The sequence below is a fragment of the Micromonospora coxensis genome (assembly GCF_900090295.1).
In the GTDB taxonomy this organism is placed as follows: domain Bacteria; phylum Actinomycetota; class Actinomycetes; order Mycobacteriales; family Micromonosporaceae; genus Micromonospora; species Micromonospora coxensis.
The window spans coordinates 452,818-469,407 of record NZ_LT607753.1 but is presented as its reverse complement, the minus strand read 5'-3'; the positions used below and the strand labels follow the sequence as shown (position 1 = coordinate 469,407).

At 68.3% G+C, this 16,590-nt stretch carries 10 protein-coding genes; all 10 read right to left on the bottom strand.

Annotation, left to right across the window (positions count from 1 at the left end; genetic code table 11):
- Positions 1-97: 97 nt before the first annotated feature.
- The 10 genes from GA0070614_RS02185 to araB all read right to left on the bottom strand — a co-directional run bounded on the left by GA0070614_RS02185 (position 98) and on the right by araB (position 16,372).
- Positions 98-3,442, bottom strand: a complete 3,345-nt coding sequence (locus GA0070614_RS02185; RefSeq protein ID WP_157744881.1) for a carbohydrate-binding protein — start codon at positions 3,440-3,442, stop codon at positions 98-100.
- A gap of 197 nt (positions 3,443-3,639) precedes the next feature.
- Positions 3,640-5,997 carry a hypothetical protein gene (locus tag GA0070614_RS02180; RefSeq protein WP_157744880.1) on the bottom strand — a complete coding sequence of 786 codons (2,358 nt, stop codon included), beginning with the start codon at positions 5,995-5,997 and terminating at the stop codon, positions 3,640-3,642.
- Between the two features lie 469 nt (positions 5,998-6,466).
- Complete coding sequence (locus GA0070614_RS02175; protein ID WP_231933476.1) at positions 6,467-7,735, bottom strand: glycoside hydrolase family 27 protein; 1,269 nt, start codon at positions 7,733-7,735, stop codon at positions 6,467-6,469.
- Positions 7,736-7,764: 29 nt separating this feature from the next.
- Positions 7,765-9,348 carry a sulfatase-like hydrolase/transferase gene (locus GA0070614_RS02170; protein ID WP_088974413.1) on the bottom strand — a complete coding sequence of 528 codons (1,584 nt, stop codon included), beginning with the start codon at positions 9,346-9,348 and terminating at the stop codon, positions 7,765-7,767.
- Positions 9,349-9,381: 33 nt separating this feature from the next.
- The gene (locus GA0070614_RS02165; RefSeq protein WP_231933475.1) at positions 9,382-10,251 is read right to left on the bottom strand and encodes a carbohydrate ABC transporter permease; all 870 of its coding nucleotides are present in this window, start codon (positions 10,249-10,251) and stop codon (positions 9,382-9,384) included.
- Positions 10,241-11,203: a carbohydrate ABC transporter permease gene (locus GA0070614_RS02160; RefSeq protein ID WP_088974411.1), complete on the bottom strand. Its 963-nt coding sequence runs from the start codon at positions 11,201-11,203 to the stop codon at positions 10,241-10,243. Before GA0070614_RS02160 ends, GA0070614_RS02165 begins: the two co-directional genes overlap by 11 nt.
- 8 nt (positions 11,204-11,211) lie before the next feature.
- Positions 11,212-12,495, bottom strand: a complete 1,284-nt coding sequence (locus tag GA0070614_RS02155) for an ABC transporter substrate-binding protein (protein WP_157744879.1) — start codon at positions 12,493-12,495, stop codon at positions 11,212-11,214.
- Between the two features lie 27 nt (positions 12,496-12,522).
- Positions 12,523-14,016, bottom strand: a complete 1,494-nt coding sequence (araA, locus tag GA0070614_RS02150) for an L-arabinose isomerase (RefSeq protein WP_088974409.1) — start codon at positions 14,014-14,016, stop codon at positions 12,523-12,525.
- Complete coding sequence (locus tag GA0070614_RS02145; RefSeq protein ID WP_088974408.1) at positions 14,013-14,711, bottom strand: L-ribulose-5-phosphate 4-epimerase; 699 nt, start codon at positions 14,709-14,711, stop codon at positions 14,013-14,015. Before GA0070614_RS02145 ends, araA begins: the two co-directional genes overlap by 4 nt.
- Entirely contained in the window at positions 14,708-16,372 is a 1,665-nt protein-coding gene (araB, locus tag GA0070614_RS02140; RefSeq protein ID WP_088974407.1) for a ribulokinase, read from the bottom strand. Before araB ends, GA0070614_RS02145 begins: the two co-directional genes overlap by 4 nt.
- Positions 16,373-16,590 lie beyond the last annotated feature (218 nt).

The following is a 16,590-nucleotide window of genomic DNA, read 5'->3' as shown; positions in this document are numbered from 1 at the left end:
GCCGGACCGCCGCGGTCGGAGCGATCCGGGTCAGTTCACGAGGTGCCACCGCGAGAGGCACCACCGGCCGTCGCGGCTGACCTCGGCCCGGCGGCGGCTACGGTGTGCCGGCGCTGCGCGGGCCGGCGAACACGAAGTCGTCCACCCGCAACCGGACTGCCGTCGCCGGGAGCGTGTTGACCTCGGTGTCGAAGAGCAGCACGACCTCGTGGACGCCCGCGTCGACCGGCCGCTCCAACTGCATCGTGAAGGACTTGAACCCCTCACCGGTGTACGGGACCGTCATCCGGCCGAGGAAGGTTCCGCTCATCGGGTCACCCCGGTCGGTGGGGTCGAGGAAGACCGTGACGGTGGAGGCGAGGCCCACGTGGGGGTTGCTCGCCAGGACCTGGACGTGGTCGCCCGGCGCGCGGAAGGTGAGGTTCCGGTAACCGACGTAGCTCACCGCCTGCATCTGCCGGTTGCTGGCCGTCACGTGGCTGGGTGAGCCGATGACCCGGGTGACGTTCTCCGCCTCGACCAGGATCGTCCGCTCCGCGGCGACGACGTCCGTCACGGCCGAGTAGCCGGGCATCGGATCGAAGTCGACCGACTCGACGGGCGGCAGCGGGGGTACGTCGGGATTCGCCACCAGCGTCGGGGAACGCATGAACCTGACCTTGTCCACGCGGACCAGGATGCCCGTGGCGTTTTCCTGGGTGCACGCGAACATCAGCGCGATGGTGTGTCGGCCTGCCGGGATCGCCACCTTGGTGCCCGCGCCCTTGTCCGCGAAGACGCTCCACGACCCGGTGGCGTCCACGCGCACGGCGCCGAGGTAGGTGCCCGTCTCGAGGTCATCAGGGTCGGTGGGGTCGACGTAGACGTGGATCAGCGCGTCCCGCACCCGTTGAGCGTTGCTGGCCGTGAGGACAACGGCATCCGCGGCGGTGGCCAGGTCGACGTCGAAGAGCACCGTGTCTCCGCCGACACTGGCCCTGGTGTGCGCCTCGACGCTGGTCACCCCGTCGGCGGTGGTCACTGTGAGGTTGGGCCCGTTCAGCCGGGCGATCGTTTCGAGGTCCGTCGGGCCCGTCACGTTCTCGTACGTCCCGAGGTCGATCGGTGGTTCCCGGTCCGGCTCGTCGTCGCCGAAGTCGATGCCGATCGCCGCGCGTTCGCTGACCGACTCCGGATCGACCAGGCCGAGGTTCGGGTGGGGCACGAACGGCGCTTCGGCGGCGAGGGTGTAGAGGTTCTTCGGTACGACGTGGGCGACCTGCCCGTCGAGTACCTCGGTGAGGAAGGTGAGCGGGAGCAGTTCGGTGTCCTGACGGGCCAGCAGCACGCCGTCCAGCTTGACCGGCTTGCCGTCCACCAGGGCGAAGGGCAGGTTGCGTCGGAGCAGGATGTGCTTACCGAAGACCCGTACCGACAGGTGCCAGTAGCCGTCGGACCGGCTGATCCGGGCGCCGAACGCCCGCAGGACCTCGGTGGCCGGGACGTAGACGCGCTTGCCGAGCAGCGTGGGGTTGAGCGACGGGTCCTGCAACTGGTGGTTGATCATGAGCCGTGGGGTCGCACCGGAGGCGTAGGGGTCCGGGTCCAGCGCTTGCTGGGCGCCGACCAGGGTCACCTCGACCATGTGGAAGACGTTGGTCTCGCCGTCGGGATTGACCAGGTAGAGATCCGAGCCGCGACGGGACCGGTTGGCGAAGTGGGCGTCGGTGAGGCGGACGGTGATCTCCCGCCACTGGCCGGTGTCGGTCTTGGTCACCGTACGCGCCAGTTCGTCGGGCTCGCCGCTGGCGTCGTAGCGGAGCTGCCAGCTGCTGGTGCCCCGGTCGAGGTAGACCACGCGAACGTCGACGTCCCGCCGGGCGGCGTTGTAGCCGGTGTCGGGGAACATGCGGTTCTCGACGTCGAACGACATCGTGTTGCGTCCGGGTGCGTCGGTGACGCCGAGCGCGTACTTCCCGTACACCTGGGCCTTCTCGTTCACATGCCAGTAGCCGACGCCGTTCTCGTGGTCGAGGTGCGTCACGAACCGCTCGTAGTTGCCCTCGAACACGTCCCACTTCGCGTCGTTGGCCAGCCCTTTGACGCTGCCGTACGCCTGCCGGATCGGGCCCTCGTAGGTGGCGCCGCGGTCGGCGTGGGCGGCGACGATGTTCTTCGCCCGCTGCTCCAGGTCGGTGAGGTCGCCGTATTCGCTGGTCGGGAACCGCTGCGTGTCGGCGACGTCCAGCCCGCTGCGCAGCGCGCTGAACCCGGAGGTGGCCCGGTTCGGGTTCATCTGGCCGGCGTACCGGCTCACGAACCGGAACGCCTCGTCGTAGAGCGGTCGGGTCGCCGGATCATGCAGGTACTCGTCGAAGACCGCGTTGATGCCGACGTAGTCCAGCTCGGTCAAGCCCCAGTGCATGGCGTAGAGCGCCTGCCAGTACATCAGGGACGGGATGATGTGTTTCGAGTGGAACAGCTTCAGCAGGCCGTTGGCCTCGGCGTGGAACTCGGCCCGTGAGCCGAGGTAGATCTGCCTACCCTCGGAGTCCAGCACCGGCTCGGTGAGGAAGTCCTTCATCCAGCCGTGGTACGCCGACCTCTCGCCGTTGTTGACCGCCCGGTACCCCGAGGTGGGCACCTTGAACCAGGGGTGCCGCAGGTGGGCGGCCGCCCACCTGTGCACGGCCTCCGGCGTGTACACCTCACCGATCCTGTTGTACTGGCCGACGTTGTAGAGCAGCCGGACATCCCGACCCTTCGGGGTGTCGAAGATGCGGTCGACCTCGGTCCAGATCTTCTTGCAGTAGTCGAGCCACTGGTCGTACGACCAGGTGTAGCGCTCGGTGTCCTGTCCCTCGACGAGTTGGCCGCCGTAGGGTTTCAGGTCGTTCGTCGATCCGACGTTTGCCGAGACCGCGAGGACCGAGGGGCGGACGTCCTCGTCCAGCGACTCGATCATGCCGAGCACTGCCCGGTACATGTCGTGGTACAGCTCGATGTAGGTCTCGTCTTCGTAGTAGGGCACCCGATCGCCCCGGTCCGAGTCCTTGATCCGGATCGGCTCCACGTCGTACGGGGCCGTGTAGATCCACGCGGGTGCGTCCGGTCCCACCCAGACGTCGATCACCACCTTCTGTTTCTTCTCCCGTACCGCCCGGTTGATCAGGTTCACCTTCTCCTGGAAGGAGAACTGGCCGGGCTGCGGCTCGATCTCGTTCCAGAAGAAGAGCAGCCGTTGGACGTCGAACACGTTCAGCCCGCTGTTCGTGCCCAGGTTCTGCCGGTCTCCGGCGCCACCGGCGAGGTTGTCCGCCGTGATGTCGAACCCCGGCACGGACTGCACCTGTGGGATCGGTGGTGGCGCGGCGGTCTGCGCGTTGGCGGGGGCGGCGGCAGTGCTCATCTGCTGTATCAGCAGCACGGTGACCGCGACGGCGGCGATGACAGGTCTTCTCACCCGGTCCACTCCTTCGTTGCGCGAGCTGTCGAGATGCGGGCGTGCGTCGGTGGGACATCGGGGACCGGGTCCGCGCCCGTGGGCGCGGACCCGGCACCGCAGCGGCTGACCGGTGAGGGCTCCGGATGCCGGTCAGCCGCCGGCCCGCCTCGGGCCCGCCGGACGGCGGCTCGTTCCCGGGACAGGCAGGCATTGGGTCAGAACGTCTGCTCCAGCGCCGTGCGCAACCCGCCGTGGCTGCTGATGGCGGAGCCGCCCCGGATGGAGAAGGACCGGTCGGCGGTGACGCAGGTCAGCGTGACGTCCCTTGTCCTCAACGCGTCGTACACGTGCTGGTCGAGGATGCCGGGCAGGTAGGGCACCACGATCTCCGCGCCGGGCAGCGCGATCCGGATCGTGTCGGCGAGGGGCTTCGTGCTCTGCACGACCAGGGGCGTCACCGGTGCGACGTGCCTGAAGATCTCCCGGGCCAGTGGGAGCAGCGCGTCCGCGACCAGCGTCCCGTCCGCGCGCAGCGAGACGTACCGGCCGGTGGCCCTCGACCTCAGCGCGATCCGGCTGCCGCCGACGTACCTGACGACGAAGGTCTGGGCGGTGCCGATCCGGTTCGACGAGGCGGTGAGCCGCTGCTGCTCGTCCAGCCCGATCCAGAGGTAGCTACCGCCCTGGACGACGCCCAGGGCGATCTCCTGCCTGCCGAAGCTGAAGATCCGCAGGGCCGCCGCCTCCCGCCGGTCCGCCTGCCGGCCGTGCACCGGCCCACCACCGTCGGCGGTGTCCCAGTACAGGCTCTCGGTGAGTGCCTTCAGCGACACGTTCACGGGCAGCGGGTTGGCCTCCGGACGCATGCTGATGTTGTAGGTCGTGGCGGCGTCGATCAGGGTGTGGTCCGCCCGGTTCTCCTCCGTGAACACCTCGCCTGCCAACGAGACGTTCTCGAAGCTGATGTCGTGTGTGTAGTACGTCCTGTCCTGGTGGACGACGCCCCGAACGAGGTTACGGGTCGGTTGCATGGTGTTGTGGTCGGTGACGAACGGGTGCTGGATGCTGATGTTCCGGAACGTGATGTGGCCGATCTCGCCCTGGCGCTGCGGGGTGTTCGCCGGCATCGGATCCTTGAAGTGGAGGTTGGCCAGGGCGTTGATCGCCCCGTCGACGCGCAGGTCCGCCACCAGGATGTCCCCGTTCTGCGACGCGGGCAGGATCTGTGCGGCGACGATGCCGAGGTTCGAGTGCAGGTGACCCCACTCGGGGTTGATGATGTCGTTGTCCACCACCCGGGTGCCCTTGCCGCCGTAGTCGCCCCAGCCCAGCATGAAGGTGGCGCCGTTCCACATCGGCCACAACACACAACCGGTGATGTTGGTGGTGCTGAAGGCGTAGAAGAAGTCGTCGGCGGTCTTGATGAAGCAGTTCTGCACCAGCGTGTCGTTCTGGCTGCGGATGCCGTCGTTGTTCGTGCGCCAGCCGATCTGCTTGGTGTCGCGGATGACCGTGTTCGGCGGCGTGACCATGCCGTGGAAGGGCGGGTCGACCAGCGTGACGCCCTCGATGTACGCGTGGGATCCGCGATTCATGTGGCGCAGGTCGATCATGGGAAGGTGGGTGGCCTTCCACATCAGTCGATCGTCCTTCGCGCCGGACAGCACCCCCCGGCCCCGGATCGTGACGTCCCTGCGTCCCACGGCGTTGAGCGCGCCGTAGACGTAGGAGCCGCCGGCGAGGTAGACGGTCTGTCCGTCGCGTAGCGGCAGCACCCCGTCCAGGTGGACGGACATCGGTACGCCGTTGTTGTCGGTCCGGACCAGCTCAGGGTTCGCATTGAGGTCGTGGACGCCCCGGCCGAAGTGGATCGTGTCGGCCGCCTGGATCTGCGCCAGTGTCGTGGCGGGGGTGTAGCTCAGCACACCGGGGTCACCCGCCGTGGGGGGCGCCTCCTCCAACGGGTCGGCGAAGATCATCAAGCCGTTCCTGATCTGCTTCTGATGATCCTCGATCTGCCCCCGGGTGAGCTCCGACCCCAGGTCCAGGTCCTTGTTGTCGTCGCTGCGGAAGTTGACCGACACCTTCCGCGGTCGGTCGAGGGTGAAGGTGACGGTCCTGCCGTCATCGCTGATCGTCGGGGTGATGCCGTAGCTGCGCGGCGTGACCTGGATGTCGGTCGCGCCCGTACCGTAGATCTTGGTCACCTGTACGGTCACCGTTCCGGCGAACGAGAACGTCGTCCACGAGAAGGTCCGGTCGGTGAGCACCGGCCACATGCCGGTCGTCGGTAGATCGGGCACCGCGTTCGGCGGGGCGGAGGTCATGTAGACGAACGACTCCAGGGTGGTCGACCCCTGGGTCACCGTGACCCGGTACTTCTCGGACGGTGGGATCTCCGCGGCCGGCCGCGGGTAGCCGACCAGGCCGGTGGTCGCCGGCGGGCCGGCACCCCCGCCGGCGGCAACCGATGCCGGTGCGGCCGTCGCGGACGAGACCGACGGTACGACGACGGCAGACCCGGTGAGCAGGGCGTACCGCAGAACGTCGCGGCGGTTCGGGTGTGGTGTCACAGACGGTCCCTTCGGATGATGTTCATCGCTGTCCCGGTGGGCCGGCGCGGTGTCGTCCTGCCGACCTCGGTGTGGCCGACACACCGCCGAGATCGCTGCACGGAACCGTTCGGGTGGCTCACTCGTACCGAGTGACGATCCCGCGAGGCCCGGCGTGTTACCGGTCACAGCGATGCGATCGACTGACCGGTGCCTTCCAGGTTGCGGAGGGGGGAGGCCACCCACCTTTGAGCGCGGCAGAGGCAACGGTCCCGTGAGTGGGTGTGCAGATCGCGGGGAAGTGGAGGGGCGCCTGGTCGGCCGACGGCGCCGGCGCGACATCGGGTACCGCACCCGTGGTCGCCGGAACGATCACGGCCGCGCCGACCGCCGTCGGGTCGGGTGGCGTCGGTGGTGGAGACTCGCCACCGACGCCACCCGACCGGCTGATCACCCGCCGGAGGCGGGCGGGCTGGGCGACCGGTGCCGGTCAGCCCAGGCGGTCGACGCGGAACAGCCGAGCGCCGTGCGCCTCGATGTGCACGACGGTGTGCCCGGACGCCTTGCCGTGGTCGGAGCGGCTCCACAGGTCACGCAGCGCCACGTTGCCACCGAGGCCCACCGAGCGGAGGTCCACCTGGACGTCCCGGTCGTCCCGGCCGACGTTGAACACGGCCAGGGCGGTGGACGAGTCCGCGAGCTGTGAGGTCCAGACGATGATCCCGTCCTCGCGGTGGACCTCGCGGGCGTTCGCGCCGTCGACCAGGACGGCCAGGACCTCGGGATTGGTCAGGAGGCTCCTGGTCTCCTCGTCCAGCCGGGTCAGGTCCGTGCCGAGCATGAGCGGTGACCGCACGATGCACCACAGCGTCATGAGGGTCACCTGCTCCGGCCTGGTGAACCGGGTGTAGCGGTCCCGGATGCCGGTTTCACCGGAGCGCAGCGCGATCTGTCCCAGCGGCAGCATGTCCGCGTCCGGCCAGTGGCCCGGGCCGGCGTAGGGCGCCCAGGCCGCGCAGATGTCGAAGGCTTCCTGGAGGTCGCTCCACCTGTCCCAGAAGTCGGCGGTCGTCCGCCACATGTGCGCCCGGGACATCAGGTGCTCGGCCTCGGACACGGGCGTCGGCCCGCAGGAGAGACTGAGCACCATCTCCCGTCCACACGCGTCCAGCGCGTTGCGCATGAGGTTGATCTCGCCACGGTGGTAGGGCAGCAGCATGTCGTCGGCCTTGACGAAGTCGACGCCCCACGACGCGTACAGCTCGAACAGGGAGTTGTAGTACTCCTGGGCCCCGGGCTGGTTCGCGTCCACGCCGTACATGTCGGTGTTCCACGGGCAGATGGAGCTGGTGTGCGCGATCTGGCGTGCCGTGGCGGAGCTGCCGAGGATCGGGGTACCCGCGTGTGCGGCCTGCCGGGGAACGCCCCGCATGATGTGGATGCCGAACTTGAGGCCCATCGCGTGGATCTTCTCGGCCAGCGGGGCGAACCCGCGGCCGTCCTTCGCGGACGGGAACCGGTTGACCGCCGGTACGAGCCGGGAGTACTCGTCCATCTCCAGTGGCACGAACGGGCGGTAGGCATTGCTCTCCGCGCCGGGCTCGTACCACTGGATGTCGACGACGAGGGTGTCCCAGCCGTACGGCAGCAGCTCCCTGGCCAGCACCTCCGCGTTGGCCAGGATCTCCTCCTCGGTCACGCTGGCGCCATAGGAATCCCAGCTGTTCCAGCCCATCGGCGGGACGGCTGCCACTGTCATGGTCGTTGCCTGCTCTTCCTTGTCGTCGTTCACGGGTTGGTGGGGGTGGCCGCGAGGGGGACCGGTGCCTGCGTGCCCTGCGCCTCCGTCGGCGCGGCGACGATGGTCGGCCCGAAGGTGGAGATGGCGGTCATGATGTAGTTGTTGAAGATCTCGTCGTCGTACTTCAGCGCGTTGGTCCACATCTGCTGGTAGAGCTCCCGGACGACGTCACGCAGGTGCTCCGGCACGATGTCCAACGGTCCGACCCCCACCCGTCGCTCGGCCCGCGTCCCGCCGAGCAGGTTGGTCATCTCGTCGGGATCCGAGCGCAGGTCGTACAGCTCGTCGTCGTCGAAGAAGTTGCAGACCAGTTTCCAGTCGTCGGTCATGACGATGCGCTGGATGCCGTACGCCTCGTTGCCGTTGGACTGGAAGAACAGGGTGTCCCGGACGTCGTCGGTGCGGGTGCCGTCGAGCCATGGCCGTAGCGAGTGACCCGACATCTGCGCCGGCGGCGTGGCTTCGCAGATGTCGGCCAGCGTGGGGCCGATGTCGACCAGCGACACCTTGGCGTCGTTCGTCCGGCCGCGCATGTCCACCGGCATGTCCGGCCAGCGGATGATCGTCGGGATGTGGTAGGCCGACTCGAAGGCCGGCAGTCCCTTGGTCCAGAGCCCGTGGTCACCGGCGTAGTCCCCGTGGTCGGAGAGGTAGAGGATCACCGTGTCGTCGTAGGTTCCGGCCGCTTCGAGCGCGTCGAGCAGCAGCCCGAACAGGTGGTCCTCGTAGGTGCAGAACGCCAGGTAGTGCCGGATGGCCTCACGGTGTTCCCGTTCGGTGAGCTGGTCGAACCGGTCCCGGGTGCGCCGGTACAGGGCCGGTTTGTCGTTCATCGGGTCGGCGAAGTTGTCCGGGAGGCTGATGTCGTCGATGTCGTACAGGTCGAGGAACCGCTGCGGCGGGGTGTACCAGTCGTGCGGGCCGAGCGTGCCGACGTACAGCATCCAGGGCGCGGTGGCGTCGGGGGTCTCGTCGCGGATCCAGTTCACCGCGTGCTCGACCACGGTGCCGTCGGAGAAGGGGTTCTCGTCGACACCGTAGTGCACGTACCTCGGAAAGCCGGGACGGACGATCTCGCCCTCGGCGCGCTCCTCCGGGCCCGGGCGGGGGTTGCGCCAGGCCTTGCGGATCTCCATGGCCCGGGCCAGTTCGCGCTGGGCGTCCCAGGACTCCGGCTGCGGGCGCGACCGCTGCGGCATGAACAGCTCCCGCCAGCCGAGGTCCGCCGGCATCTGGGCGTTGCTGACGTGCCACTTGCCGCTGAAGACGAGGTCGTAGCCGGCCTGCTGGAACCCGGAGAACCAGAACTTCGTGCCCTCGCGCGGGCCGCGGGTCAGCGCGTTGGTCAGGTTGACGTTGTTCCAGACGCCGTGCTGGGACGGGTACAGCCCAGTGAACAGGCTCGCCCGCGAGGGGCAGCAGTGCGGCGACGGCGTGTAGGAACGGCCGAAGGTCAGCGCCTCTCGGCGGAACTCGTCCAGCCGGGGGGTCTTGGCTTTCAGCCGGTGGCCGGGCAGCACGGTAGCGCCGCGCTGCTGGTCGGTCATGAAGATCAGAACGTTACGCGCCATGGCGCTGTGCCTTCCCTCGGGTGTGCGTCGACGTCATTTGGAGCCGGTGAACGCGATGCCCTCGATGAACCTGCGTTGGAGCAGCAGGAAAAGGATGATCATGGGAACCTCGGCGAGTAGCGAACCCGCCATCATCATTGGGTAGTCCGCCAGTCCCTGGCCGACGAGCGTCGAGAGCCCGGCCGCCAGGTTGAGTCGGTCGGTGTCCGAGTTGACGAACAGCGGCCAGAGCACCTCGTTCCAGGAGAACAACGCGACGAAGATCGCCAGTGCGATCATTCCCGGCCGCGCCAGGGGCAGCATCACCGAGACGAAGGTGCGGAAGTAGCCCGCCCCGTCCAGGGCCGCCGCCTCCTCCAGGGATTTCGGCAGGCTCAGGAAGAACTGCCGCATGAGGAACGTGCCGAACGCGCTGAACAGGCCTGGTGCGATCAGGCCCGGCAGGGTGTTCAGCCAGCCGAGCGACTTCATGATCTCGCTCTGGGGCAGCAGGTACAGCTCCCGCGGGACCATCATGATCGACAACAGCAGGAGGAACAGCGTGTTGCGGAACGGGAACCGCAGGCGGGCGAACGCGTACCCCGCCAGGGAGCAGAACGCCACCTGCACGATGGTCCGCACCACGACCGAGGCGACCGAGTTGAGGAACATCGCGCCGAACGGCAGCGCGTCGGTCACCTTCCGATAGTTGTCCAGGTTCCACCGGGTGGGCAGGAACACCGGCGGCGTCAGCAGGGACTCGTCGATCGACTTGAACGAGGTCAGGATCTGCCACAGGAACGGGAACAGCATCACCACGGCGCCGATGATCAGCATCGAGTGGGTCCACACCATGGGGGAGTCGCGGTGGTGGCGTGGTCGGCGCCTCGGCGCCGAGGCGAGCTTCACGGCATCACGCGTCATCGTGGACCCACCTCTTCTGCAGCGAGAACTGCATGGCGGTCAGGATCAGGTTCACCAGCAGCAACGCGGTGACGATCGCGGCGGCGTAGCCCCGGTCGTGGTAGATGAGGGCCTGGTCGTAGAAGTAGTAGACGATCGTCTGGGCGGACTGGATGGCCGGGTTCGACGGACCCATCATGATCAGCACCAGGTCGAAGGTCTGCATCGAGTGGATGACGGTCAGCACCGACACCAGGAACACGGCCGGGCTGATCATCGGCACGCTCACCGACCGGAACCGGCGAACCGGGCCGGCTCCGTCCAGCTTCGCCGCTTCCAGCAGTTCGTTGGGCACGTTCTGCAGCGCGGCCAGCAGCAGCACCACGTGGTGTCCGATGCCGGCCCAGACGCCGACCAGCCCGATCGCGACGAGCGAGAAGCGGGAGTCGCTCAGCCACTGCACGGGGGAGATCCCGACGAGACCCAGGAGCTGGTTGATGATCCCGTGGTTGCCGTTGTAGAGCAGTTGCCAGATCATGCCGATCGCCACCGGCATGGTCACCACCGGCAGGAAGAAGATCACCCGGTAGGCCGACTTGAAGCGAAGCCCGCTGCGGTTGAGCAACCCGGCGACGACCAGCGAGATCGGGATGCCGAGCATGGCGATGGCCGCGTAGCCGAACGTGTTGAGCAGGGCGCGCCAGAACTCGCCGTCGGAGACGAGTCGCTGGTACTGGTCGGCGCCGACGAATGTCTCACCGGCGAAGACGCCGGTCTCGGTCATGGAGAGGTAGAAGTTCCGGACCAACGGGTAGAAGGCGAACAGGGAGACGCCGAGGAAGAGCGGAAGGATGAACAGGTATCCCGCCAGCGCCTCTCGTCGTCCCGCCTGGCCACGTCGCCGGCGGGTGGGGGGACCCTTGCGGGTCCCCCCGGCCGGCAGCGGACGCGGCCGCGTCAGCTGCTGAGACATCACGGCACCTACTTCTTGCGCTTTTCCTGGTCGAGGGCGCCCTGCATGTCGGTGGCGAGCTTCGCGCAGGCCTGCTCGGCGCTCTGCTTCTGCTCGAAGGCTGGCGTGAGGTCGTCGACGAGCTGCTTGAGCCAGACCGAGGAGTTGAGCGACGCGGGCAGCGGGTTGGCGACCTTCACGGCCTCGGTCACCGGGGTCAGGTCGAACACCTTGGTGAACTTGCCGACGTAGTTCTGGTCGGTCTCCCGGTAGGCGGTGAGTCCGACACCCTCCTGCGAGTAGATCTCGGCCGCCGCCTTCGATCCGAGGAACTCGATGAGCTTGTACGACTGCTCAGGGTGCTTCGCCTTGGCGGGCATCACGTTTCCCAGCGACGAGCCCGGAGTGGCGTTGCCGGCCGGGCCGTGCGGCACGGTGACCACACCGATCTTGCCGGCCTTGGCGAGGTCGGACTGGGAGTACGCGTTGGCGAACCACGAGCCCTGGTAGAGCATCGCGACCTTGCTGGAGAAGAAGAGGCTGTTCATGTCGGTCTGCGCGGTGGTGGACAGCTTCGGGGCGGACCCGTTGGCGATCATGTCGGTGAGGTACCTGACCCCGGCCACCGTCTTGGGGTCACCGAACCCGGTCTTCGACTTGTCGGGGGAGAGGACGTAACCACCGGCCTGCGGGATGGTGGTCTGCACGCCGACGTGGCCCTGGTCGAGGGAGACCGCCGTGCCGTAGACCCCGGCCTCGGGGTCGGTCAGCTTCCTGGCCGTGTCCTGGAACTCCTGCCACGTCCAGGACGGCTTCGGCTCCGGCAGCTTGGCCTTGGCGAACAGGTCCTTGTTGTAGTAGACGACGATCACGGTGCGGTTGTTGGGCAGCGAGTACAGCTTGCCGTCCCAGCTGTACATGCTCCGCATGCCCTCGGGGATGGCGTCGAGGTCGAAGCCGGACCGGCTCACCTTCTCGTCGATCGGGGCGATGACGCCCTCGGACGCGTAGAGCGGGAAGTGGTAGGGGTTGAGCCAGAACACGTCCGGCAGGGTCCCGTTGGCAGCCTCGTTCTGACGCTTGGCGAAGTACTGGGCGAACGGGGTGAGCTGGATCTTGACGCTGATCTCCGGGTTCTGCCGGGTGAACTCGGCGAAGATCTTCTCGAACGCGGCCACCTGGTCCTGCTGCCACATGGCATAGGTGAGGGTGACCGGGCCGTCGGACTTCGTGTCGGACGACGACGAACAGCCTGTCGCGGTCAGACCGAGGGCGGCGACCACGGCGACCGTGATCAACTTGAGTGATCTCAACGTCTTTCCCTTCGGTGGTGGGGGGGGTCACAGACCCTGTGCGAGTCGGTGGTAGGCGTTGCTCCACTGCAGTTCCTGGGCGAAGCGGCGAGCGGTGGTCCCCTCGCCGATCAGCGCGAGTTCGACCCCGACGGTCTCGGCGAAGTCGTAGAGGTGCTCCCGGGTCAACGCGGTGGACAGGACGGTGTGGTGGGGGCCGCCGGCGGCCAACCAGGAGTCGGCGGAGGTGGCGAAGTCCGGGAGTGGGCGCCAGACCGCGCGGGCGACCGGCAGCCGCGGCATCTCCTCGAGTGGGTCCACCAGGCTCACCTCGTTGGCGACGAGGCGGAACCGGTCGCCGAGGTCGCACATGCCGAGCACCAGTCCGTCGGCGGGATCGGCGTCGAACACCATCCGGACCGGATCCTCCCGGCCGCCGATGGACAGCGGGTGGACCTCGATCCGCGGGGTGCGGGTCGTGATCGACGGGCAGACCTCCAGCATGTGCGCACCGAGGACGAGTTCCCGACCGGGTTCGAGGTGGTAGGTGTAGTCCTCCATGAAGGAGGTCCCGCCGGGTAGCCCGGTGGCGATCACCTTGAGCGTGCGCAGCAGCACGGCGGTCTTCCAGTCGCCCTCGCCGCCGAAGCCGTAGCCGTCGGCCATCAGCCGTTGCACGGCGAGGCCGGGAAGTTGGCGCAGCCCGCCGAGGTCCTCGAAGTTGGTGGTGAAGGCGGTGAATCCACCGTCGTCGAGGAAGTGGCGCAGGGCGAGTTCGATGCGGGCGGCGTAGCGCAGGGACTCGTGGCGCTCGCCGCCGGCGCGCAGCTCCGGCTCGACCGCGTAGCGCTCCTCGTACTCGCCGACGAGGTCCTTGATCGGTCCGTCGTCGATGGCGTCCACCACGGCGACCAGGTCGTTGACGCCGTACGTGTTCACCGACACGCCGAATCGCAGCTCGGCCTCGACCTTGTCGCCCTCGGTCACCGCGACGTTGCGCATGTTGTCGCCGAAGCGGGCCAGTCGCATCGAACGGAGGGCGTGCACCCCGAGCGCCACCCGGCACCAGTCGCCGATCCGGGCCAGCACGGCCGGGTCGGACGTGTGGCCGGAGACCGTCTTGCGGATCTTGCCGAGCCGGGTCTGGATGTAGCCGAACTCCCGGTCGCCGTGCGCGGCCTGATTGAGGTTCATGAAGTCCATGTCGATGCTGCTCCACGGCAGATCCCGGTTGATCTGCGTGTGCAGGTGCAGCAGGGGCTTGCGCAGCGTGTCGAGGCCGGTGATCCACATCTTCGCCGGTGAGAAGGTGTGCATCCAGGCGATCACCCCGACCACCCGGTCGTCGGCGTTCGCGTCGAGCATGATCCGGCGGATGTTCGTCGCGTCGGTGAGCACCGGCTTGGCCACCACCTCCGGCAGGATCCCCGGGTGCCGCGCCAGCGCGTCGGAGATCTCCCGGGACTGGCGGGCCACCTGATCGAGGACGTCCTCGCCGTACAGGCCCTGGCTGCCGGTGAGGAACCAGATCTGCTGCCTCATGAGGGCGTGTCTCCCTGCTGTCCGTAGACGTTCTGATACCGGTGGAAGAGGTGGTCGATGTGCGCCTGCGCGAGTCGGGGCGGGTCGCCGAGCTGGCGCGCGATGTGCACGGTCCGGGCGACGTCCTCGAGCATCACGGCGGCCTTGACCGCGTCCTGGGCGTCGGTGCCGACGGTGAACGGGCCGTGTCCGCCCATCAGGACGGCGCGACTGCGGGACCCGCGCAGCGTCTCGACGATGCCGCGGCCGATCGAGTCGTCACCGATCAGGGCGAACGGCCCGACCGGAATGTCCCCGCCGAACTCGTCGGCGACCATCGTCAGCACGCACGGGATCGGCTCCCGACGGGCGGACCAGGCGGTGGCGTAGGTGGAGTGGGAGTGCACGATGCCGCCGACCTCGGGTAGGTGCCGGTAGACGTAGGCATGGGCCGCGGTGTCCGACGACGGGGACCGGTCGCCCTCGACGAGCCGGCCGGTCAGGTCCGTGACGACAATGGATTCCGGGGTCAGCTCGTGATATCGCACGCCCGAGGGCTTGATCACCATGAGCTCCTCGCCGGGCACCCGTGCCGAGACGTTGCCCGCCGTCCAGATCACCAGCTCATGGCGGGTCAGCTCGGCGTGCAGGGCGCAGACGGTCTCGCGCAGTTCGGTGATGGTGGACCGGACGGCGGCAGAGGTACGGATGCTCATGCGCTGGCCTCCCGTCGGATCGCCTTGAGTCGACGCATCACGTCGTCGCCGCGGCCGAAATGGTCGTGCAGCTCGCGGTAGATGCGGTACAGCCGGTCGTAGGCGGCGACGTTGGCCGGCTTCGGCCGGTACGCATCGGTGACCCGGCCGCCCATCGCCGCCGCGGCGGTCGGCACGTCGGGGTAGGCGCCCGCGGCGACGGCGGCGTGGATCGCCGACCCGAGCGCCGGCCCCTGCTGCGAGACCACGGTGGACAGGGGCATGCCGAGCACGTCGCTGTAGATCTGCATGAGGGTGCGGTTCTTCAACAGGCCGCCGGTGGCGATGAACTCACGCACCGGCAGCCCCGAGCGGGCGAAGGTCTCGACGATCATGCGGGCGCCGAACGCGGTCGCCTCCACCAGCGCCCGGTAGATCTCCTCGGGCCGGGTGGTCAGGCTCATGCCGATGAATAGGCCGGACAACTCGTGGTCGACGAGGACCGAGCGGTTGCCGCTCCACCAGTCGAGTGCGACCAGTCCGTGCGAGCCGACCGGGTCGTCCGCCGACAGGGCCGTCAGGTACTCGTGGACCGAGACGCCCTCGGCCTCGGCGGACTGTACGTAGGCCGGCGGAACCTGATTCTCGACGAACCAGCCGAGAATGTCGCCGACCCCGGACTGCCCCGCCTCGTAGCCGTGTCGGCCGGCGATGATGCCGCCGTCGACGACGCCGCACATCCCCGGCACCTCCACGAGGCGGTCCCCGCTCATGACATGGCACGTCGACGTACCCATGATCGCGACCAGTTGCCCCGGCTCGACGGCCTGGGCGGCAGCGGCGGAGACGTGGGCGTCGACGTTGCCCACGGCCACCACGATGCCCTCGGGCAGGCCGGTCCACGCCGCGGCGCGGGCAGTGAGGCGGCCGGCGGGTGCGCCCAGCTCGCCGATCGGCTGGTCGAGTTTGTCGCGGACGAAACCCGTGAAGTCGGGATGGAGCGCGGCGAGGAACTCCTCCGACGGGTACCTGCCGTCCTGGTGGATGCCCTTGTACCCGGCGGTGCAGGCGTTGCGGACGTAGGTGCCGGTGAGCTGCCAGACGATCCAGTCGGCCGCCTCGACCCACCGGTCCATGGCGGCGTACACGTCGGGTGCTTCCTCAAGGAGCTGCAGGCCCTTGGCGAACTCCCACTCCGACGAGATGAATCCGCCGTAGCGGCCGAGCCACGGCTCGCCACGGGCCTTTGCGAGGTCGTTGATCCGGTCGGCCTGAGCCTGGGCGGCGTGGTGCTTCCAGAGCTTGACGTACGCGTGCGGCTCGTCGGCGAACCGCGGGACCTCGCACAGCGGGGTGCCGTCGGCCAGCGTCGGCACCATGGTGCAGGCGGTGAAGTCGGTGGCGAGCCCGATGACGTCAGCCGGATCGATCCCGGCCGAGGCGACGGCACGTGGTACGGCTGTGCGGAGCACCTCGACGTAGTCGGCAGGCACCTGCAGGGCCCAGTCGCGGGAGAGTCGCCGGTCGGTGCCGGGCAGCGCCGCATCGATCACCCCGTGTGCGTATTCCGTGACGGCCGTGCCCAGTTCGGCGCCGTCCTGCACCCGGACGACGAGCGCCCGGCCGGACAGCGTGCCGAAGTCGATCCCGACGACGTACTGCGGCCGTTCACCAATGGTCATGCGGCAACTCCCAGATGTCTGCCGATCGGGGCCGGAGCCCGAAGTATGGCGACTACTGTTACCGTTCACACGGATCTCGTCAATACCCTCGACCAAGGGAACTCTGATCTGCCTGAAGGGGGGAAGGTCCACGCCCGTACCGGCTGGTTACCGATCACTCATGCCGACCGACCGGCGCTCCGGGCGGGGCGACGGCACGGGTACGGGCGCTCCGTGGC